Source organism: Acidovorax sp. Leaf191, assembly GCF_001424425.1.
Taxonomy (GTDB): Bacteria; Pseudomonadota; Gammaproteobacteria; order Burkholderiales; family Burkholderiaceae_C; genus Acidovorax.
In genome coordinates, this window is the sequence record NZ_LMPT01000009.1 from 23,640 (window position 1) to 44,035 (window position 20,396).

Genomic DNA, 20,396 nt, shown 5'->3' on the forward strand with positions numbered 1-20,396 from the left:
GAGGAGCGATCATGGCAGCAGGCAAGGAAATACGCGGCAAGATCAAATCGGTGGAAAACACCAAGAAGATCACCAAGGCCATGGAAATGGTGGCTGCATCCAAAATGCGCAAGGCGCAGGAACGGATGCGGGCTGCCCGCCCTTACAGCGAAAAGATCCGCAACATTGCAGCCAACCTCGGCCACGCCAACCCCGAATACGTGCACGCGTTCATGAAAGTGAACGATGCCAAGGTGGCTGGCGTGATCGTGGTGACCACGGACAAGGGCCTGTGCGGCGGCATGAACACCAACGTGTTGCGTGCCGTGACGACCAAGCTGCGTGAGTTGCAAGGCGCGGGTGTGTCGACGGAGGCGGTGGCCATTGGCAACAAGGGCCTGGGTTTCCTGAACCGCGTCGGCGCCAAGGTGGTGTCGCATGTAACGGGCCTGGGCGATACGCCGCATCTGGACAAGCTGATCGGCCCCGTCAAGGTGCTGCTCGACGCCTATGCAGAAGGCAAGATCAACGCGGTGTACCTGAGCTACACCAAGTTCATCAACACCATGCGTCAGGAATCGGTGGTGGAGCAGTTGCTGCCGCTGTCGTCCGAGCAGATGCAGGCCGAGAAGACCGAACATGGCTGGGACTACATCTACGAACCCGATGCCCAGACCGTGATCGACGATCTGCTGGTCCGCTATGTCGAATCCCTGATCTACCAGGCCGTTGCGGAAAACATGGCGTCCGAGCAGTCGGCACGCATGGTGGCCATGAAGGCCGCCACCGACAACGCCGGCAGCGTCATTGGCGAGTTGAAGCTGGTCTACAACAAGACGCGCCAGGCAGCGATCACGAAAGAACTTTCGGAAATCGTGGCTGGCGCCGCTGCTGTGTAAGCAGCTCAACCAACATCTAAATTGGAGCGAAAAATGGCTCAAGTGCAAGGCAAGATTGTTCAATGTATCGGCGCTGTGGTGGACGTTGAGTTCCCGCGCGACCAGATGCCCAAGGTGTATGACGCACTCAAGCTCGAGGGCTCGGCCCTGACGCTGGAAGTGCAGCAGCAGCTGGGCGACGGCGTGGTGCGTACCATTGCCCTCGGCTCGTCGGACGGCCTGCGTCGCGGCCTGATGGTCAGCAACACCGCCAACGCCATCACCGTCCCAGTGGGCAAGGCCACGCTGGGCCGCATCATGGACGTGCTGGGCAACCCCATCGACGAACGTGGTCCGGTGAGCCAGGAGCTGACCGCATCCATCCACCGCAAGGCCCCTGCGTACGACGAACTGTCGCCTTCGCAAGAGCTGCTGGAAACCGGCATCAAGGTGATCGACCTGGTGTGCCCGTTCGCCAAGGGCGGCAAGGTGGGCCTGTTCGGCGGCGCCGGCGTGGGCAAGACCGTGAACATGATGGAACTCATCAACAACATCGCCAAGGCCCACTCGGGGCTGTCGGTGTTCGCTGGTGTGGGCGAGCGTACCCGCGAAGGGAACGACTTCTACCATGAAATGGCCGATTCCGGCGTGGTGAACCTGGAGAAGCTCGAAGAGTCCAAGGTCGCCATGGTGTACGGCCAGATGAACGAGCCCCCAGGCAACCGTCTGCGCGTGGCGCTGACCGGCCTGACCATCGCGGAATCGTTCCGTGACGAAGGCCGTGACGTTCTGTTCTTCGTGGACAACATCTACCGCTACACGCTGGCCGGTACCGAAGTGTCCGCCCTGCTGGGCCGCATGCCTTCCGCCGTGGGCTACCAGCCTACGCTGGCCGAGGAAATGGGTCGCCTGCAAGAGCGCATCACCTCGACCAAGGTCGGTTCGATCACGTCCATCCAGGCCGTTTACGTGCCAGCCGATGACTTGACCGACCCATCGCCCGCCACCACGTTCGCTCACTTGGACTCCACCGTGGTGCTGTCCCGTGACATCGCTTCGCTGGGTATCTACCCCGCCGTGGACCCGCTGGACTCCACCAGCCGCCAGCTGGACCCGAACGTCGTGGGCGAAGACCACTACGCCACGGCCCGTGCGGTGCAAGGCACGCTGCAGCGCTACAAGGAACTGCGCGACATCATCGCCATTCTGGGCATGGACGAACTGGCTCCCGACGACAAGCTGGCCGTGGCCCGCGCTCGCAAGATCCAGCGTTTCCTGTCACAGCCTTTCCACGTGGCCGAAGTGTTCACGGGCTCGCCAGGCAAGTACGTTCCCCTGGCTGAAACCATCCGTGGTTTCAAGATGATCGTGAACGGCGAATGCGACCACCTGCCAGAACAGGCGTTCTACATGGTCGGCACCATCGACGAAGCCTTCGAAAAGGCCAAGAAGGTGGCCTGATTGCCCGGTGGCTGAGCAGCGCCACCGCGCTGCCCGGCCGTCCACTGCAGTCAAGCAACCCATCCCCTTTTCCTAGGAGCAATGATGAACACCATCCACGTTGATGTGGTCAGTGCCGAAGAGTCCATCTTCTCCGGTGAAGCACGCTTTGTCGCGCTGCCTGGCGAAGCCGGCGAACTGGGCATCTTTCCCCGCCACACCCCGCTGATCACCCGGATCAAGCCGGGCTCGGTGCGCATCGAAATGGCCGACGGCCGCGAAGAATTCGTGTTCGTCGCCGGTGGCATTCTGGAAGTGCAGCCCAACCGCGTGACCGTGCTGTCCGACACCGCCATCCGCGGCAAGGACCTGGACGACGAGAAGGCCAACGCTGCCAAGGCCTCGGCCGAAGAAGCGCTGAAAAACGCCAAGAGCGAAATCGACCTGGCCAAGGCACAGTCCGAACTGGCGGTGCTGGCTGCCCAGTTTGCAGCCCTGCGCAAGTTTCGCCAAAAGAAGTAAGGCGACGTCGGAGTTGCTGTATCGGCAACCCTTCAAGAAAAACCCGGCTTTGCCGGGTTTTTTCATGGACCGACGGATGACCAGTTCGGCAACTCTGTCCGTCGTCGAGTGAACCATCTAGCCAGCCGAACATTTCGGCTGAACGTCGGCCCTGTGCGGCCTGCCTTCTCTGGACTTGGAGCACTTGCCAACTGATGCTGGTGCGCCGCCAGCGGTGTCCATCGATAGCGGGCAACCAAGCTTGAAGGTCAGGCGAGATGTACTGCTCGCCAACGACAACGGGCTCCTTGATGGAGCCCGCTTTTTTGTGCAACGGAGGGCTGTTTCAAACCACCCTGCGCAGCGGCGTCACCCAAAGGCATCGCCACGATCGGGTGGCAAACAATGATGCCCCCCGATCGCTGTTGCTTACATCGCGCTGATTTCGCCCGAAGGAATCGTGCCAGCACGCACGGCTTCAGCAGCCTGGGCACGCACGGCAGCGCGGTCGGCCGTGGACTTGTAGGTCACGACGCGCGAACCAGCAGGCTCGATGCTGCGGGTCTGGGCAACGGTGGAGGCTTCGGCAGCCACTTCNGCAGCGCGGTCGGCCGTGGACTTGTAGGTCACGACGCGCGAACCAGCAGGCTCGATGCTGCGGGTCTGGGCAACGGTGGAGGCTTCGGCAGCCACTTCAGCGCGGGTGCGGTTCGTTTCGAATTGGGTGGCGAATTGCGAAGCATCGGCTTCGTCGGCGTGGGCGCCGAAGGCAGCGAAAGCGGACACAGCGGCGATGGAGAGGAAGCGTGCGGTCTTGTTCATGATGAAAGTCCTTGAAGTTAAAAGCGTCTCAATAAAGCCGGTACAAAAACCATTCTTGAACCGGGTTCGGTGAGTCGCCTTGCGGNAAAAGCGTCTCAATAAAGCCGGTACAAAAACCATTCTTGAACCGGGTTCGGTGAGTCGCCTTGCGGGTTCGGCTCATCGATGGGTTGAACTGTACGCCGGTGGTGTCCAGAGAAAAACCACCCAGTCGCGAACTGAATGTTCCAGTATTGCGAACAATGATCGCGCTACACTGATCCGCATCAGCGTCCCGCAGACACACCATTGCCAAAATCCGGCCTGATGTCTGCTGACAATCGTTTGCAAACCAGTGGAACCGCAACGAAGTCCTTGTTACTAAACTAGCGACGAACCCCCTCAATAGCCTGTTTCGTGTGAACGTTTCCAACCGCCTCTCTCCTGCAGATGCCATTGCCCGCCCTTCGCTGGACGCGTTCCAGCAAGCCGCGCAGGAAGGGGACTGGGTGCACGTCAGCCGGGACGGCGCGCAGTGGAAAGTGCTGGGCACCGGGACCACGCCGTCCCAGCGGTCCGTGGCCTGGATCGAGCCCGGAGCAGATTCCACGTCCGCCTTCGTGGGGGCGCTAGGCCAGAGCTTTTCGCAGGGCATTCAGGCGTCGGTCGTGCGCGAGCTGGGGTTGGGCCCCGCTCCGGGCAAACCGCTGTCGTCACGCACCGTGATGCAGGCCATCGACATGGCGCAGACTAGCCGTCAGACGATGCAGGGCGTGGATTTTCTGACCCAGCTCACGGTGAGTGCGGTGGGGCACTCGGCGGGGTTCAAAGAAGCCTGCCGGTCCAGCGGGATTTCGGAGGACGCTGTGACGCCACAGCAACGCGAATCTATCGATGCCGCCATGCAACAGCGGTTTGACCTTGCGGCGCGCGAAGGGCGCTCGCCGGTGGCCCTGCAAACTGCGCGCGATTGGCTGCGTGACGAGCTGCAAGCCCTGCAGCTTTCCCGTCCACACGCAAACTGATGGCGGCGCCATCCGCATAAACACGCAGCGCACACTTCTTGCTGTACAGGTGGGAATTCCTCTGTGAAAATCCCCCGGTGCACGCCCATTTTGTAACACTTATTACCAATTCTGGAGCCCATCCAGCTGAGTGTGCACACCCGGAATATCCGCCCCTGGCGATGCCCGGACACGATAGTGAATCAGAGAGCTTGTCGGCTGCCTACGCCGCGGCCGACACCCCGGAGCCAGTGCGCGATTTGCGCGAGCACGAAGTGGTCGAGCGCGACGCCCTGTTTCGCACGCTGGTGCAAGCCCATGGCGTGCGCCTGCACCGCTTCATCATCAAGAACATCGGCAACTCCACCGATGCGGAAGACCTGGCACAGCAGGCATTCATGGAGGCTGTGCGCTCTTACGAGACGTTCAAGGGCCAGTCAGAACTGTCCACCTGGCTGTACGGCATTGCCATGAATCTGGTGCGCAATCACCTGTCACGGGCCCCCCATCGGCGCTACGAGTTCACCGACGAGTCTGAGCTGTCAGAGATGGCGAGCGAGCACCTCACGCCTGCGCAGGCCGTGGAACAGGCACAGCACCTGCGTTTTCTGGAAGAGGCGATGGCCGAGCTTCCGGAGAGCATGCGGGACATCCTCCTGATGGTGGCGGTCGATGAGCTGTCCTATGAAGACGCCGCAGCGTTGCTGACCGTGCCTGTCGGCACCGTGCGCAGCCGTCTGTCGCGAGCCCGCAGCGCCTTGCGCGCAAAGCTTCTGGCCCGCGGCGTGGAATTCGAGTTCTGACACTGGCGCGTGCGCGGTGAAGGAGAGGCTGGCGTGCAGCCCGCACTGCGTGCCGCCCAGCCAGCGGAGACCCCAGCCCGGACGCCGCACGACCCGGGTCCTCGCGCTTCGAACAAACCGACCCCGCCGCGCCCTCCAGGGCCTTGAGCTGCCCACGCCTTGCGGAGGGTGGGGCAGAGCGCGGGGCATGGCACCCCTCTCCCCCAGTTGCCGAGGATCCCCGGCCTTGTTGCGCCGCTCTACTGCTGCGTGGCGGGATTCCCGGTCATCGGCGGCAAGTATGCCGGGGCCACCGGTGCGGGCTGCGGCACATTCAGCGGGGGCATGGCCACCGCAGGGCCGGTGCGCAGCGCATCCGCCGCCGATACCACGTTGGAGGGCAGCGATACCAGCCGGGGCTTGATCATGAACACGCGTTCACGCGACTGGACGTTGTTGACGCGGTTGGAGAAAAACAGGCCCACGACGGGCACGGCGCCCAGGCCAGGCACCTTGTTCAACTCGTTGGTCCGCTGCGTGCTTTTGTAGCCGCCGATGACCAGGGTCTGCCCTTCGCCGACGATGGCCTGGGTGCTCACCACGCTGCGCCGAACGGTAGGAATGGTGTCGACCGTCGTTTCCTGGATCTGCCCGTCCTCGATGTCCACGTCCAGCTGGATGACGGGCCCCTCATCGCGCTGAACGAAGTGCGGCGTCACCCGCAAGGTCGTGCCGGCCGTGATCGGCGTGATGGTGGCCACGCGTTCACCGATGCTGCGGATGTAGAAGGTCTCGGACAGGTCCAGCAGTGCCCCGATGTTGTCGATGGTGAGGATGGACGGACGCGACTGGATGGATGCCTCTCCGGTGCCCTCCAGCGCGCGGATGCGGCTCATCAGGAAGTTGCCCGAGCTGACGACGAGGCTGGTGGGGTCCACGCTGGCGCCACGCTGCAGGGCGCCCAGCACCAGGTCGTTGCCATCGTCGACCCGGGTCATGTTGCCGAAGCCTCCCACGCTGCCACCGCGGCGGCCGCTCCAGGAGATGCCCAGCTCGTCCAGGCGGCTGGAGTTGATGTCGATGATCATCGCCTCGATCTCGATCAGCGGCGTGGGGATATCGAGCTGATCGATCAGCGCCTTGTACAGCGGTATGCGCTCGGGCGTGTCCTGCACGATGATGGCGTTGAGGCGCGAATCCGCCTGAATGGAGGGCGCCAGCCGCCGGGTGGACGACACGCTCGCCGCCCCGGAAGAGCCCCCGCGCCCGCCCACACCTGCGGCCGGGCCCGAGCCAGACCCCTGGGCGTTGGTCGCGCCCGTGCCTGACGCCGTTCCATTCGCCGAGGCCGCAGGCCCGGTCTGCATGCCGGAGCTTGCAGGGTCGAAGGAGATGCCGGCGGTGTTGGCCGCCACCGGCATCCCTGCCATGTTGCCGGACTGTCCTGCCACCGACGACAGCAGGGCGTTGTTCACCCCGGCAGTGCCAGCACTGCCGCTGATGAGGTTGCGCAGCACCTGCGCAAGCCCCGGCGTCGTGATCTGCCGGTCGCGGTAGAGAATGGTCCGGTCGTCCACCGACGCGTGTTTCAGGCGGAACACGGCCACCTGCTGCCCGCCCGCCATCAGCGGCAACGAGGCCATCGTGCGCTCGATCAAGGCCACGTAGGCGGGCGGGCCGGAGACCAGCGCCACCCCCTGCTCGGGCAATTCACCCCATCCGAAGCGTGTGTCCAGCACGCCCAGGCTGGTCAGCGCCTGGCGGACCGTGGCGATGCCGCTGCCGCCGCCAGTGATGCTGCGGGTGCTCATTTCGGTGGTGCGGCTCACGAACAGCGTGCCGGCGTGGGTGAACCAGGTCAGCCCGTAGACGCTGGCCATCCGGTCCATGAACTCGGTCGGGTTCTGGGCGTTGAATCGGCCGTTGACCTTGCCCTCCACCAGCGGCGAGAGTTCGAGCGACAGGCTGAAGCTGCTCGCAAAGTCCCGCAGCACGTTGGCGATGGGCGCGTTGTCTGCGTAGTAGCTGTAGGGCGCGTTGGCCCACGGCGGCGTGCCGGCCTGCGCGGGCGCAGCGCCCAGCAGCAGCGCGCATGCCAGGGCGATGGCGGAGCCCAGCGGGCCAGCGGCCGGCATGCGTGGGAAGAAGGAGCGTGGAGTGGCGTGCATAGGGTTCGGATCGTGCGCAGGGACCGGGGGATCAATCAGACGGTGGCGATGGCCTTGGACCAGAACGCCAGGGCATTCACAAACCCGCCCACGGCGTCGTCGATATCCTGGCCGGAGGCTGCAGGCGCCGTCTGCTGCAGCCAGATGGCGCGCGCGCGCTCATCGACCACGCAGCCGCTGGCATGGTCCTTCATGGTGCCGCAGGCCAGGCGCGCAACGCCCAGCAGCATGTCGTCACGGGCCGGGCCGGGCTCCGGCAAGGTGCGCAGGCGCGCGCTCACTGCCACACCACCCTGGGGCAGTGCGCGCAGGCGGATGCGGTAGATGCCGTCCACGGTCATGTCGACGGGGGCACTGCTGGCGGCGCCCGGTGCCACCAGGCCGTGCTGGCTGGCGTAGGCCTGCAGCAGGCGGGCGGAAGTGGGGTCTGCGGGGGCGGATGATTTCATGGTGTTTCGGGATCGGGAGCGACGTTCAGGACAGGCCCGGATCGGCATTCATCTGTTGCAGCAGGCGCAGCAGTTCCGCCACGGGCTCCACCAGCTCGGAAGGGATGTACTGGCCGGCTTCGGCATGTTCGGTGAGGGCGCGGGCCAGCGGAATGTTCTGCATCACCGGCACACCGGCTTCGCGGGCTGCCTGCATCATGCGTTCGGCCAGCGCGCCTTCGCCCTTGGCCAGCACCACGGGCAGCGGCGTTTCTTCGGCGTCGTAGCGCAGGGCCACGGCCAGGTGGGTGGGGTTGGTGACCACCACGGTGGCCTTGCGGGAGCTTTCCACGGCGCCGTGCTGCATCATCTCCTGGTGCAGGTGCTTGCGCTGGTGCTTGATGTGGGGGTCGCCCTCCATCTCCTTGTATTCCTGCTTGATCTCGTCCTTGGACATCATCAGCCCCTTGCGGTACTGGTACCGCTGCCAGGCGAAGTCGGCCAGCGCAATGGCGCCATAGGCCAGGCCGATGTGGATGAGCATGGTCTTGAGGAGCGCGGCCACCACCTGCCCCAGGCCCGGCAGGCCGGCCTGCGGAATGCTCGTCATGATCGGCAGCGCGTCCTTGATCAGCAGCGTCAGCAGGGTGGACAGGAACGCGATCTTGAGGATCGACTTCAAGAACTCCATGAGATTCTTCTTGGAGAAGATGTTCTTGAGGTTGTCCAGGACGTTGAGCTTCTTGGCGGACGGCTTGAGTTTCTCGAAGGCGAACAGCACGCCCACCTGCAGCGCATCGGCAAACACACCGGCGCCCAGCACGATGCCGATGATGGGGAGGGTGAGCCACGCAGCTTCCCGCAGCAGTTCTTCCACCAGGGTGTTGGCCGCTTCGTTGAAGCCCAGCTTGAGCAGCGTGGTGGGCAGCAGGATCATCTGGCCCATCACCTCGACCATGTGCCCGGCACTGGCGAGCAGGTAGCCGAAGATGGCCAGGATCAGAAAGGTCTGTGTGAAGTCCTTGCTGTACGCGACATCGCCCTTTTGCCGCGAATCGCGCAGGCGCTTGGAGGTGGGTTGTTCGGTCTTTTCGCTCATGGTGCTCCTCAGCCGCCGGACGGCGCCGCCCACTGCTCGCGCAGGAAAGGCAGGATGTGGCCCATGGACTCGACCTGCTCCGCGCCGTACTCGAAGAGCGACGCCCCATAAAGCAGCAGCACCAGCATCGCCAGCGCGCTCTTGATGGGCATGGCCATGAAGAACACCTGCAGCTGCGGCGCAAAGCGGCTCACGAGCGCCAGGCCGATCTCGGCGAGGAACATCGCCACCAGCACCGGCGCCGCCAGCAGCATGGCCATGCGCACCAGGCGGTCGAGCTGATCGAGTAGCAGGGGGATCGATTCAGGCCGCAGCGTGGGCGCCCACTGGGTCACGCTCCACAGGCCGAAGCTGTCGTACAGCACGCCCAGCAGCAGCGTGAAGCCCCCCGTGATGAGAAAGAACACGATGAACGCCTGGTTGAACAGGATGCCCAGCGGCGACGAGTCGTTGCCCGTCAGCGGGTTGAGCGTGGACGCGATGCTGGCCCCGCGCTGGTTGTCCACCAGGAACCCGACGGCTTCGAAGATCCAGAACGGGATGGCGGCGATGTAGCCGATGACGAAGCCGATGAACGCTTCCTTCATGATCAACAGCAGCAACTGCGCCGCGTGCAGTTCGGCCACCGCGATCTGCCCGGACAGCGCGGGCACCATGACGATGCCCAGCGACACGGCCACGGAAATGCGCAGCAGGCCCGGCACCAACTGGGTGTTGAAAAGCGGCAGGACGATGAACATGGCCAGGATGCGCGGTTGTGTCAGGGCCAGCGTTCCGATGAACGTCTTGGCTTCCTGGTAAGTAACCGGCAGGTCCATGCGGTTCCGTCCTGTGCGTGTGCGGGCTGAGGGCGTTGCTGTCCGTGCGGGGCTCAGCGGCCCAGCGACGGGATGGAGTCGAAGATCTGCACCGTGAAATTGAACATTTCGCCGCCGACCCAGCGGGCCGTCAGCAAAATGGTCACGGACACGGCGATCAGCTTCACGCCGAAGGACAGCGTCTGCTCCTGGATCTGCGTGAGCGCCTGGAACAGCGAGAACAAGGTACCCACGACCGAGCCCACGACGATGGGTGGCAGGGACAGCCAGAGCACCAGGTACAGCGCCTGGGTGAAGAACGAAACGACGTCGACGGATTGCATGTCAGTGGTCCAAGGTAGGGTGTGCCGCGCGTGGTGTTGCTGCCGTCAGCGCCAACAGGGGAGTGTGTTCATGCATAGGTGAGGACCAGGCCCTGGATCAGCCGCGACCAGCCGTCCACCATCACGAACAGGAAGAGCTTGAGCGGCAGGGAGATGGTCACGGGCGAGACCATCATCATCCCCATCGCCAAAAGGATGTTGGAGACGATCAGGTCGATCACCACGAACGGCAGATAGAGCAAAAACCCTATCTGGAACGCCGCCGTGAGCTCCGACACCACGAAGGCCGGCATCAGCACGATGAAGTCGCGCTGCGTGATGCCTTCCGACAGCTTGGGGCCCCACATGCGCTGCGCAGTGCGCACAAAAAAGTCGCGCTGCTCGGCCCGGCTGTTCTTGAGCATGAATTCGCGCAGCGGCTCCGCCCCGTCGCGCACCGCGCCGACCAGGGTGGGCACGCTCTTGAGCGTGTCGGGGCGTTCGGTGAGCCGATCGAACATGTGCATGCCCACCGGCGCCATGACATAGGCCGACAGGATCAGCGCCATGCCGTACAGCGCCAGGTTGGGGGGCATCTGCTGCACCCCGATGGCATTGCGCAGCAGCGACATCACCACGGCGATCTTGAGGAAGCTCGTGCTCACCACCACCAGCGTGGGCATCAGCGCCATCAGGGCCAGCAGTACCGCCAGCGTGATCGGATCGAAATTGCTCATCGGGGACTCAGTGGCTGGCAGAGTGCAGGCTGCGCACGGACACGCCGATCTGGCCGTCGATGTCCACGAGGTCGCCTTCGCCCACCAGTGCGCCGTTGGCACGGATGCGCACGGCACCTGCCAGCGGGTGGCCCAGGTCCAGTGTCTGGCCGGGCTGCAGGGCGCGCAGCTGCGCGAGCGTCAGGGTCACATCGCCCAGGTCGAAGGAAAGCCGCACCGGCACCGTGTCGAGTGCCGCGGTGTCGGTGGAAGGGGTGTCGGAGGTGGCGGGCATGGTTTCGGTCCAGGGGAGGATGACGGTAAGGCGGCTCGGCTGGGTGGCGTCGGCGGCATCGGCCGGCAGGGGCCACTGCACGTGCACGCCCTGGCGGCCGTCGGCGCTCAGCCACAGCGCACGGTCGGCCGTGGCGAAGAAAGCATCCAGCAGCACCACGTCGCCAAGCGCCAGCGTGGCGGCATCGCCGGCGGGCAGGCGGGTGAAGCCGACTTCCGCACGCAGGGTGACGGGCAGGCTGTCGTCCAGCGGGCCCGGCTGCGGCGGGCGCTTGCCGACCAGGCCTGCCACGAGCAGCAGCCCCAGCCCATCGAGGTGCAGCGAGCCGGCAATCGCCTGCACGCCGTCGTCAGCGGCCAGATAGACATCGCACGCATGGGGCGGCAGGTTCTGCACGTCGCCCGGCTGCGCCGGGCCCCAGGCCAGCAGCTCTGGCGTGCCACGGCCCAGGGCCTGCAGGCTCTGGAGCAGCTCGCCCGCGCTGGCTTCCAGCACGGCATCGGCCAGGGTGGACGGGATGGCGGGCAGCGCGGCACCTTCCAGCACGCTGGCCAGGGCCTGTTCGATGGCTGCGGCGGGCAGCCGCAAGGCCATGGCGGCACCGGCCCATTCCAGGCGGAGAACGTAGCCGGGCTCGGGCCAGGGCGCGGCCGAGCCGGCCACCGGGTGAAGGCGGGCCTGCCAGGCGGACGCGCCCAGGCGCAGCGGCAGCCCCGCGGCGCGCTGGGCAATGGTGGTGCGGGCCTGGGCCTCGTTGCGCGACAGGCGCAGGGGCTGCAAGGCGGCGGTGGCGTGGGGGGAGGACATGGGTGCTCGGTAAAAAGGCGAGTCGATGGGTGGTTCGGTCAGCGGTGCAAGCGGTGGGATACAGGCAGCAGGTGGGGTGTCACCCGCCGGCGTGCGCCTCCACCAGGCAAAGGTCTTCCGGGTCGTCGGTCTGCACCCGCACGGACACGCCCTGGGCCAGGCGCTCGGCCAGTCCGTCCGCCAGCCACTGCGCATTGCGCACCAGGCGTTCGCGCGACGACTCCTGCATGCAGGTGAACTGCGCCACGACGCGGCCACCGTCTTCGAAGATGTCGACCACCACGCCCGGCAGGCTGTCGTCCGCCAACTGGATCTGCACCGAGCGCCGGCCGGTGCTGCCGTCGCCCACCAGCAGCCGCTGGGCCATCTGCGACAAGGTCTCGCCAATGCCCCGGGGCGCATCGGCGGGGGCTGCCGCTGCGGTGCCCGCGGGCTGGACGGCCTGCTGCGGCACCTGGCCTGGCAGTGCCGCGGCACCGGCGCCAAAGAGGTCGAAGGGGCGCGGGGCGCTGGGCGGCTGCGCCGCGCCAGCGGGGGGCGCCGCACGCTGCTGTTCCAGCAGGCTGCGCAGTGCCTTCGCATCGTCGGACAGCGTGTCGGTGTCGCGGGGCTCGCCGCCGGTCTGCGCGCCATTGCCGGTGCGGGCTTCGAACGCCGTCGACGCCGGCATGCCCAGGTCCAGGTGAATCGGTCGTTCGGTGTTCATGCCAGCACCTTTGCAGCCATGGGTGTTGGCATAAAAAATGGCCTCTGCCGCTCGATGGACGTGCTTCTTAAGCTATCAAATATGTAGCATTCGGTGTGTGGGCGGCTTTTGCAGCCGCGGGGTGCGCCTTGCAGGGGGGTCATGCCACGGCCTCCGGGTCGTACGCTTCCCAATCTTCGCGGTCGCGTTTCACGCTGGCAGCTTCTTCCATCTCCAGGTCTTCCTTGCGCTCGGTCTCCCGCATCTGCTCTTCGGCGTAGTTGCGCGCCAGGTCGACGAACTTGGATTTCTGCCGGCTGGCCTCCTGGTGGGCAGCGCGCGCCGTCTCCAGCTTCTCGTTGGCCTGCTCCTGCACCTTGGTGGCCGCCACGACTGCATCCTGCTGCTGCGCTTCGCGCTGGCGCAGGCCGACCACGGCCAACTGCACGTCTTCGATCTCGCGCAGCCGCACGATGCGTTCGCACAGGTCGCGGTAGAGCTGCATTTCGTGCGCCAGCCCTTCGCGCAGCAGGCGCTCCAGCAGCGCCTGGGCCGCCTCGCGGGCCTCGCGGGCCTCGCGCAGCGCATCACGCTGCACGCGCACCGCCGTCTCGGCCTTGTTCTCGCGAAAGGCCTTGATGGCGAGCAGGTCGCGGAAGATGCTCATCGGCGTACACCCGAGCCCACCAGGGCAGACAGTTGTTCCAGCGTCTGCTGCATGGTGGCGTGCTCGTCCGTGCGCTGCCGCAAGAACGTGCGGATGGCTTCGATCTTGTCGATGGCCTCGTCCGTCGTCGGGTCGCCGCCGCGCTTGTACTCGCCGATCTTCACCAGCAGCTCGACCTCTTCGTACTTGGCCATCAGCTCGCGCAGCCGGCCGGCCAGCTTCTTGTGCTCGGGCGTGATCACGGCGTTCATCACGCGCGATGCCGACGCCAGCACGTCCACCGCAGGGTAGTGGTTGGCGGCGCCCAGCTTGCGCGACAGCACGATGTGCCCGTCCAGGATGGAGCGGGTTTCGTCGGCGATCGGCTCGGTCATGTCGTCGCCTTCCACCAGCACGGTGTACAGCGCGGTGATCGATCCCTTGTCGTTCATGCCCACGCGCTCCATGAGCTTGGGCAGGGTGGCGAACACGCTGGGCGGGTAGCCGCGCCGTGTGGGCGGCTCGCCCGCTGCCAGCCCGATCTCGCGCTGCGCCCGGGCAAAACGCGTGACCGAGTCCATGAGGAACAGCACCTTCTTGCCCTGGTCGCGGAAGTACTCGGCGATGGCGGTGGCCACGTACGCGGCCTTGGCGCGCTCCATGGAAGACTTGTCGCTGGTGGCGCAGACGATCACGCTCTTGCGCCGGCCTTCCTCGCCCAGTTCGTGCTCCAGGAACTCGCGCACTTCCCGGCCCCGCTCGCCGATCAGCGCCACCACGGTCACATCCACTGCGGCGCCTTTGACCAGCATGCCCATCAAGGTGGACTTGCCGCCGCCCGCCGCCGCGAAGATGCCCATGCGCTGGCCCTCGCCGCAGGTCAGCACCGAGTCGAGCACCCGAACGCCCAGTTCCATCGGCTCGCTGATGATGCGGCGCTTGAGCGGATCGGGCGCATCCGCGAAGACGGGGTAGAACTTGGTGGCCTCCAGCGGGCCGCGCTCGGCCTCGTCCAGGGGCCGGCCCAGGCCGTCCAGCACGCGGCCCAGCAGGCCGAAGCCCACGGGCACCATGTGCGCGCGGCCGGTGGGGATGACCTCGGTCGCGGCAGAGATGCCGTACATGTCGCCGATGGGCGTGAGCAGCGCGGCGTCGCGTGCAAAGCCCACCACCTCGGCCTTCATCTCGAAATCCTCGCCGGGGTTGCGCAGCACGCACACCTCGCCGACCTTCACCGTGGGCACCACGGCCTTGATGATGGTGCCGATCACCTGCGTGACGCGGCCCTTGATCTGCAGCACCGGCGTGTCGTCCAGCGCCAGCTGCATCATCTCGGCGATGTAGTCGAACTGGCGCACCGAGCGCGTGGCGCCCTGCGGGTGGCCGGTGGTGCCGGGGGGTGTCATATGCGGCTGCCCAGCACTTTCTGGAACGCGCCCTGCAGCGCGGCGATCTGCCCGTCGATGCTTGCCTCCACCAAGCCGATCTCGCTTTCCAGGATGCACGCCTCCTTGCCCAGGCGGCCGTCGCCCACGATGTCCAGGTAGCCCACGCCGGGGTACGCGGCCAGCAGGTCGTTCACCCGCGCGCGCACCGTGTCGACCTGCTGCGGGTGCAGGCGCAGCGTCATCTGCTTTTGGTTGCGCACTACCGACAGTGCGTTCTTCACCACGATGATCACGCGGTCGGCGTCGTCGTAGCCGTCGATGATCTTGCGCACCGCAGACATCACCAGGGCGACCATGTCGGTCTCGACTTTGGAGAAGTAGTCCACCGTGCGGCTCACGTTCTCGATCATCTTCTCGGCCTGCTCCAGCTGGGCCTCGGCCACGCCTTCCTCATAGCCCCGCTGGCGCTCTTCTTCGAAGGCGGCCTGCGCCTGCGCCACGATGGCATCGGCCTGCGCGCGCGCCGCGGCAATCAGGCCTTGCGCGTCGGTCCAGGCGGCCACGTCGGCGGCGCGCACCACGCGGCTGCCCGGTGCGATGCGCGCTTGCAGCGTGCGCTGGGGGGTCAGCGGGTCGCGGGGAAGTTGGAAAGCCATGCAGGGTCCAGTCGGGCCAGTAGTTGAAGGCAAAGTTGTCGCGCGCCCTGAGGGTCCAGGGCGCTGGCGGTGCGCACCGCAGTGTCTTCGACCGCCCTGGGGGGCAGCTTCCAGTCGGCGCGCAGTTTGAGGGGCGCGGGGGCATCCTGCCAGGACTGGGCGATGACGCCAGCGCCCAGCAGGTCTGCCGCCTCGCCCAGGTCGGACTGGGTCCATCGGCCGGGGTCTGCCAGGCCGGGATGGACATCTGCTGCGCCGTGGCGGGCCCAGTCCAGGGCCGGCGCGCCCAGGGATTCACGGGCCGACAGCACCGCGTCGCGGGCGATGGTGCGGCGCAGGTAGCCGCCCAGCAGCGCCACCCCTGCATCGCGTGCCACGCGGCCCAGCAACGCCGGTGAGGCCAGCGCCACCGGCAACGCCGCGTGGGACAGGTCCAGCACGGGCTGCGCGTGGTCGCCCAGCTGGGCCAGCAGTTGCGCGGACCAGCGCCGGTGCAGTGCGCGCTGCACGGCGGGGGGCGCGGCCAGGGCTGCTGGCCCCTGCGGCGGCATGCCGGCATGCGCCAAGGCCTGCGCGCGGCCGGCGTGCAGGCTGCGGCTGGGCAGCAGGTTGAACTCCTGCAGCGGTGCCTGCAGAAGACGGGGGGAGAAAGCGGCCTGTGCGGGCATGCGAGAGGGGCGGGCTGAACGTGAAGGCGGGTGGGGTGGTGCGGTCAGGCGGCCCGTGCCAGGCCATCACCGCGTGCGGCAGCCTTGCGGGCTGGCAGCACATAGCGCCACAGCAGAAAGCCCAACGCCGCCAGGGACAGCACCGCCACCGCCAGCAGGCCCCACAGCACGCTGCCCAGCGTGCCGGCGCTGCTGCTGGGCACCGCGATGCCCCAGACCGTGCTGCCTGCGCCGGCGCCAGTCTCTGCGCGGACGCCGTTGGTGCGGGGCTGCGCGGCCACGAAGATCACAGAGACCCGGTCGGCCGTGAGGCCCGGAATGCTGTTGGTCACCAGCCTGCGGATCTGCGGCTGGATCACATCCAGGTTGTAGCCCTCCTGGTGCTTGATGAACACGGCCGACGTCGACAGCACGCCGGTTTCGCCCGCGGGGCCGCGCTCGGGCAGCACCACGTGCACGCGGGCGGCCAGTACGCCGTCGATCTTGGACAGGGTGTTGGACAGCTCCTGCGACAGCGCGTAGATGTAGCGCGCACGCTCTTCCAGCGGCGAGGAGATCAGGCCTTCCTTCTTGAACACCTGCCCCATGCCGGCGAAGCGTTCGCGCGGCAGGCCGTTCTCGCGCAAGATCTCGAGTGCGCGGCCCACCTGGCTGGCATCGACGCGCACGCCGACCATGCCTTCCTTGCCGGCGATCTTCTCGGCGGGAATGTCGGCTTTCAGCAGCGCCGAGAGCACGTCGTTGGCTTCGTCTTCGGGGATGGACCCCATCAGGTCGACGCGCGCTCCGCAGGCCGCCACCAGCGCCAGCAGGGCGCAGGCCAGGGACACACGCAGCCAGCGCGCCAGCGATGAGGAGCCCGTCGAGCCCGTTGAAAAATGCAGCTTCATTGGATGCGTACCAACTGATCGAAATTCTGGGTGGAACGGCTCACGGCCTTGCCGACGAGGTCGTACTGCACGGACACCTGCACCAGCTGCAGCTGCAGCTTGAGCAGGTCCTGCATGCCCATGGACTGCGAGTTCGCGTCCAGCGACGCGGACACCGACTTCCAGGCCGACTGGAAGTCGCTCGACACCCCCTGCATGCCCGCCAGGATGCGGTCGCCCACCGACGACGGTCCCTTGACTGCTGCGGCCGTGCTGCCGGCGGCGGGTTGCGCCGCCATGGATGCGGCCACGCTGTCCATGGCGGTGGGGGCTGCCGGCGGAGCCTGCATTAGTGCAGCGAAGCGCGCGGTGGCCGACGCATCGGGCACCGCGGTGGCGACCGCAGGCGATGAGAGGGCCGGCAAAGTGGTGGCAACCAGTGGGCTTGCAACGATGTCCATGGTGGTTCCTAGGGTCAGGATGGGGATGTGGAAAGACCGGGCTGCTGCGTGCTGCCGGGGATGCCGGCGGGTTGGCCCAGCAGGCGCTGTGCCAGCCGCACACCCTCGGTGGTGTCTGCCGTGCTGCCATTGTCACCGCGCGCTGCCACGGGGCGCAAGACGCGCATGGCTTCTCCGGCCCGGCCGTCGAGCTGCAAGGCCAGGCCAAGAAAGGCCTGCACCAGGTCGGTGTCTTCGCCGGCCGAGGTGCGGGCATCCGACAGCCGCGTGGCTGCATCGCCAGCACGGCCCGCATTGAGCAACGCCGTGGCCATGCCGATGTGTCCGAAGGCGCGGTCGGGCCGCACGCGCAAAAGCGCGCCGAAGATTCGTTCGGCGCGCTGCACGTCCGCGCGGGCGGAGGCCATGAACCCGACCTCGGTCAGCAGGCGGATGTCCGGGGCGTCAAGCAGACACGGCCCCCTTGGCGGACGACAGCAGGCCCAGCAGGGCTTCGGCACGGTCGCCGACCTTGCCGGTGATCGCGTTTTCCTTGCAGTACTGCAGCAGCGTGGTCACCGTGTCCTGGGCTTCCTCGAATTCACGCTTGAGCAGCAGGCACTCGACGATGGCCATGTTGTGGTCCAGGTTGTCCGGATCGATCGTGGCCAGGAACGAGTACACGTTCAGCGCCTCGTCGTAGCGCTCCATCATGCGGTAGGTCAGCGCCAGGCCCTGCAGGTAGGCCGTGTCGGTCGGCTTGTACAGCGTGAGCAGCGAGAAGTAGCGGTAGGCGGTCTCGTAGCGGTTTTGCCGGACCAGTTGATAGGCCAGTGCGTAGATGGCGTCGGCGTCGGCCGTGGACAGGCGTGTGTTGGACGGCAGGGACTCGAGTGCGGCCTTGAGGTCCAGGATGGACTGGACGGCGGCGGAGGGAGAAGCGGTGTTCGACATGGCGGCTGGGTTCCTCTCGGTGATCAGATGTTGCGCGCGATGCCGCGGTTGGTTTCGATGGACGCCTGCTGGATGGAGGACAGCTTTTCGCGCACGTCGCGGATCACGTCCATCATCTGCTGCATCATGTCGTTGGCATGCTGCACGCCGGTCTCGGCGACCTTGGCCTGGGTTTCCAGGTTCATCTTGTCGGCGTCGAGCAGATCGGCCTTGTGGGTGAACGAAGCGCCGATGATGCCGCCCAGGCCTGCGGTGATGCCGCCTGAGGCCTGTGCATAGCTCACCTGCGCCTGGCCGGTGGCCGTCAGCTTGGCGGCATCGGCCTTGGCGCCAGTCATGACGGCTGCCTTGGGGCTCATCGCATCGGCTTCTGCACCCATCTTGGCGCCCTTGACCGTGTTGGAAATGGAAGCTGCCGACAAGCCGACCTGCATCACGCCACCCGCAATTTGCATGGCTCCCTGCACGACGGCTGCCGTGAGGCGCTCAGCCGCTGCGTCCTTCATCTTTTCGGCCGCGTTTTGCAGCGACGACACTTGCGCCTGCATGTCGGTCGTGCGCTGCGTGCGGGCCGTGTCGCGCATTTGCTGCGCGAGCTTCTGGAAGAGCGCCATGAACGCAAAGATGTCCGCCGTGACCTGGGTGTCCGAGAAGCCGCCCAGATTGTTCAGCGCCGCTTCCTGGGCCTTCGGGTCGCTGGACGATGCAGGCGTCTTGAGTGCATCCGCCGCGCTCTTGGCGCCGCCTGCGGGGCCGCCTGCGGGGCCGCCTTTCGCGCCCAGCAGCGCCTCGATGTCGATTTCAGAATAGCCCTTGGCCCCGGCGGTCTTGCCTGCGGCCTGGGTGGGGCCGGTGTCGCCCAGCGGGGCGAGGGTGGGGGCTCTTTGGATGCCGTCGATGCTCATGAAATTCTCCTTGGCGCCTGGTGCGTCAAATGGTTTGTGCCTTGCCGGACAGGTTCGATGCAATCTGGGCGCGGCTCTCGCCAGCGGAATTGATCATCTTGCTGACGATGTTCATGCCTTCCATCATCTGGTCGAGCACCTTCTTGATTTCGTCCCGGTCCTCGTCCATCTGCTTTTGCAGCTTGGCGATGATGGCGTCGATCTTCTTCTTGTCGGCCTGGATGAGGGTCGCGTCGCGCTGGTCGTGCGCCACCGCGATGTCCACGCCGCCCTTGGCGGCCGTGGTCGCACCGGCGACGACGCCTGCCACCGCCTGGCCGACGCGGGCCGCCGTGAGGATCATCTTTTGCACGTCGCTCACTGCCGATGCGCCGCCGGTGAGGGCGATGGACGCAGCCATGATGGCGATGGTGGCCACCACCGCGAACGTGGCGGACACGATGGCGGCCTGCTCGTCGCTGGCGCCGAAGGCCTTGGCCAGTTCACCCATGCCCTTGCCGATGATCGAGCCCGGGTCCATCCACTGGGTGACGTGATCGAACCCCTTGCCCCCGTTGGCCTTGTCGACCTCGCTGGCAATGTCGACCGCAGACGAGGCCAGGGCGAGCACCGCCAAGGCCAGCAATGGGGCTGCCGCACCGCCGGTCGCCACGGTGGCGACAGCGGCTGCCACCACCGCGAATGCGGCGGCGATGGCACCGGCGATCTTCTTGAACCAGTTCAGCACGCCGCCGGCCTTTTCCTTGGCGGACGCCTCTTCGCACTTCTTGATCCAGTCGTTGATCTTGTCGGTGGCGCGCTGGTTCTGGTCTTCCAGCTTTTTCTTGTTGGTGTTGATGCCTTCCTTGGCCGTGGACAACTGGGCTTCCTGGGTCTTGCCCTGCAGGACCAGGAGCGTGGCCGCCATGTCTTCGGCCGAGAAGTTGACCGTGACGCCGTCCAGCTGGGGCGCGCCGTTGCCGTTGACGATGGAGTTGCCGCCCGTGCTGCCCTGTGGATTCAAGGTCTTGATCGTGCCGGCAAGGTCCGCGATTTCCTTGAGGGACTGGGTGGGGTCGAGCCGCGCCTGCTGCATGCGGCTGGCCACTTCGGCACTCAGGTCGCTGGGCTGAAAGGGGGTGAAAGCGGCGGGGCCGCCTGCCACGCGGGTGATGTCGTTCATGGGAT

General features: G+C 66.3%; 23 protein-coding genes and 1 pseudogene. 5 read left to right on the top strand and 19 right to left on the bottom strand.

Annotated features, from left to right (window positions below):
- Positions 1-11: 11 nt before the first annotated feature.
- The 3 genes from atpG (at position 12) to ASG27_RS07935 (ending at position 2,819) form a co-directional block, all read left to right on the top strand.
- Positions 12-878: a F0F1 ATP synthase subunit gamma gene (gene atpG / locus ASG27_RS07925; RefSeq protein WP_056416711.1), complete on the top strand. Its 867-nt coding sequence runs from the start codon at positions 12-14 to the stop codon at positions 876-878.
- 33 nt (positions 879-911) lie between these two features.
- Entirely contained in the window at positions 912-2,318 is a 1,407-nt protein-coding gene (gene atpD, locus ASG27_RS07930) for a F0F1 ATP synthase subunit beta (RefSeq protein WP_056416714.1), read from the top strand.
- A gap of 84 nt (positions 2,319-2,402) precedes the next feature.
- A complete protein-coding gene (locus ASG27_RS07935) occupies positions 2,403-2,819 on the top strand; it encodes a F0F1 ATP synthase subunit epsilon (RefSeq protein ID WP_056164895.1) in 417 nt (138 codons plus the stop codon).
- Positions 2,820-3,396: 577 nt separating this feature from the next.
- On the opposite strand, the pseudogene ASG27_RS27510 reads toward ASG27_RS07935, so the two are convergent.
- A pseudogene (locus ASG27_RS27510) lies at positions 3,397-3,620 on the bottom strand (DUF4148 domain-containing protein); the annotation flags it as partial.
- A 398-nt stretch (positions 3,621-4,018) separates the two neighbouring features.
- Here ASG27_RS27510 and ASG27_RS07945 point away from each other — a divergent pair.
- Together ASG27_RS07945 and ASG27_RS07950 are read left to right on the top strand one after the other, a co-directional pair.
- Complete coding sequence (locus ASG27_RS07945) at positions 4,019-4,624, top strand: hypothetical protein (protein ID WP_056416721.1); 606 nt, start codon at positions 4,019-4,021, stop codon at positions 4,622-4,624.
- Between the two features lie 191 nt (positions 4,625-4,815).
- Positions 4,816-5,406 (top strand): RNA polymerase sigma factor, encoded by a 591-nt coding sequence (locus ASG27_RS07950; RefSeq protein ID WP_235504015.1) that lies wholly within the window; start codon positions 4,816-4,818, stop codon positions 5,404-5,406.
- 239 nt (positions 5,407-5,645) lie between these two features.
- Here the strand turns inward: ASG27_RS07950 and sctC are convergent, their stop codons facing one another.
- The 18 genes from sctC to sctE form a co-directional block, all read right to left on the bottom strand.
- Positions 5,646-7,553, bottom strand: a complete 1,908-nt coding sequence (sctC, locus tag ASG27_RS07955; protein ID WP_235504016.1) for a type III secretion system outer membrane ring subunit SctC — start codon at positions 7,551-7,553, stop codon at positions 5,646-5,648.
- A 35-nt stretch (positions 7,554-7,588) separates the two neighbouring features.
- Positions 7,589-8,002: a type III secretion system chaperone gene (locus ASG27_RS07960; protein ID WP_056416727.1), complete on the bottom strand. Its 414-nt coding sequence runs from the start codon at positions 8,000-8,002 to the stop codon at positions 7,589-7,591.
- A gap of 25 nt (positions 8,003-8,027) precedes the next feature.
- The gene (sctU, locus tag ASG27_RS07965) at positions 8,028-9,080 is read right to left on the bottom strand and encodes a type III secretion system export apparatus subunit SctU (protein ID WP_056416851.1); all 1,053 of its coding nucleotides are present in this window, start codon (positions 9,078-9,080) and stop codon (positions 8,028-8,030) included.
- 8 nt (positions 9,081-9,088) lie between these two features.
- Positions 9,089-9,898: a type III secretion system export apparatus subunit SctT gene (gene sctT, locus ASG27_RS07970; protein WP_056164708.1), complete on the bottom strand. Its 810-nt coding sequence runs from the start codon at positions 9,896-9,898 to the stop codon at positions 9,089-9,091.
- Positions 9,899-9,951: 53 nt separating this feature from the next.
- Complete coding sequence (gene sctS, locus ASG27_RS07975) at positions 9,952-10,221, bottom strand: type III secretion system export apparatus subunit SctS (RefSeq protein WP_056416730.1); 270 nt, start codon at positions 10,219-10,221, stop codon at positions 9,952-9,954.
- Between the two features lie 68 nt (positions 10,222-10,289).
- Positions 10,290-10,937, bottom strand: a complete 648-nt coding sequence (gene sctR / locus ASG27_RS07980) for a type III secretion system export apparatus subunit SctR (protein ID WP_056416733.1) — start codon at positions 10,935-10,937, stop codon at positions 10,290-10,292.
- 7 nt (positions 10,938-10,944) lie between these two features.
- On the bottom strand, positions 10,945-12,018 hold the full coding sequence (sctQ, locus tag ASG27_RS27135) for a type III secretion system cytoplasmic ring protein SctQ (protein ID WP_056416736.1): 1,074 nt from the start codon (positions 12,016-12,018) through the stop codon (positions 10,945-10,947).
- A gap of 79 nt (positions 12,019-12,097) precedes the next feature.
- Complete coding sequence (locus ASG27_RS27140) at positions 12,098-12,724, bottom strand: hypothetical protein (protein WP_056416738.1); 627 nt, start codon at positions 12,722-12,724, stop codon at positions 12,098-12,100.
- A gap of 139 nt (positions 12,725-12,863) precedes the next feature.
- Positions 12,864-13,370, bottom strand: coding sequence for a type III secretion system stalk subunit SctO (gene sctO, locus ASG27_RS07995; protein WP_056416741.1), 507 nt, complete (start codon positions 13,368-13,370; stop codon positions 12,864-12,866).
- The gene (sctN, locus tag ASG27_RS08000) at positions 13,367-14,707 is read right to left on the bottom strand and encodes a type III secretion system ATPase SctN (RefSeq protein WP_156370654.1); all 1,341 of its coding nucleotides are present in this window, start codon (positions 14,705-14,707) and stop codon (positions 13,367-13,369) included. The genes sctO and sctN overlap by 4 nt, the downstream gene beginning before the upstream one ends.
- Before the next feature lie 44 nt (positions 14,708-14,751).
- Positions 14,752-15,393 carry an HrpE/YscL family type III secretion apparatus protein gene (locus tag ASG27_RS08005; protein ID WP_082485934.1) on the bottom strand — a complete coding sequence of 214 codons (642 nt, stop codon included), beginning with the start codon at positions 15,391-15,393 and terminating at the stop codon, positions 14,752-14,754.
- Positions 15,363-16,061, bottom strand: coding sequence for a hypothetical protein (locus ASG27_RS08010; RefSeq protein WP_056416749.1), 699 nt, complete (start codon positions 16,059-16,061; stop codon positions 15,363-15,365). The genes ASG27_RS08005 and ASG27_RS08010 overlap by 31 nt, the downstream gene beginning before the upstream one ends.
- Positions 16,062-16,105: 44 nt before the next feature.
- Positions 16,106-16,951, bottom strand: coding sequence for a type III secretion system inner membrane ring lipoprotein SctJ (gene sctJ, locus ASG27_RS08015; RefSeq protein ID WP_056416752.1), 846 nt, complete (start codon positions 16,949-16,951; stop codon positions 16,106-16,108).
- Entirely contained in the window at positions 16,948-17,391 is a 444-nt protein-coding gene (sctI, locus tag ASG27_RS08020; RefSeq protein ID WP_056416755.1) for a type III secretion system inner rod subunit SctI, read from the bottom strand. Before sctI ends, sctJ begins: the two co-directional genes overlap by 4 nt.
- A gap of 14 nt (positions 17,392-17,405) precedes the next feature.
- Positions 17,406-17,798, bottom strand: coding sequence for a hypothetical protein (locus ASG27_RS08025; RefSeq protein WP_056416758.1), 393 nt, complete (start codon positions 17,796-17,798; stop codon positions 17,406-17,408).
- Positions 17,799-17,835: 37 nt separating this feature from the next.
- On the bottom strand, positions 17,836-18,324 hold the full coding sequence (locus tag ASG27_RS08030) for a tetratricopeptide repeat protein (RefSeq protein WP_056416760.1): 489 nt from the start codon (positions 18,322-18,324) through the stop codon (positions 17,836-17,838).
- A gap of 23 nt (positions 18,325-18,347) precedes the next feature.
- On the bottom strand, positions 18,348-19,229 hold the full coding sequence (gene sctB / locus ASG27_RS08035; protein WP_056416763.1) for a type III secretion system translocon subunit SctB: 882 nt from the start codon (positions 19,227-19,229) through the stop codon (positions 18,348-18,350).
- Between the two features lie 25 nt (positions 19,230-19,254).
- Positions 19,255-20,391: a type III secretion system translocon subunit SctE gene (sctE, locus tag ASG27_RS08040; protein WP_056416765.1), complete on the bottom strand. Its 1,137-nt coding sequence runs from the start codon at positions 20,389-20,391 to the stop codon at positions 19,255-19,257.
- Between the last annotated feature and the right edge of the window lie 5 nt (positions 20,392-20,396).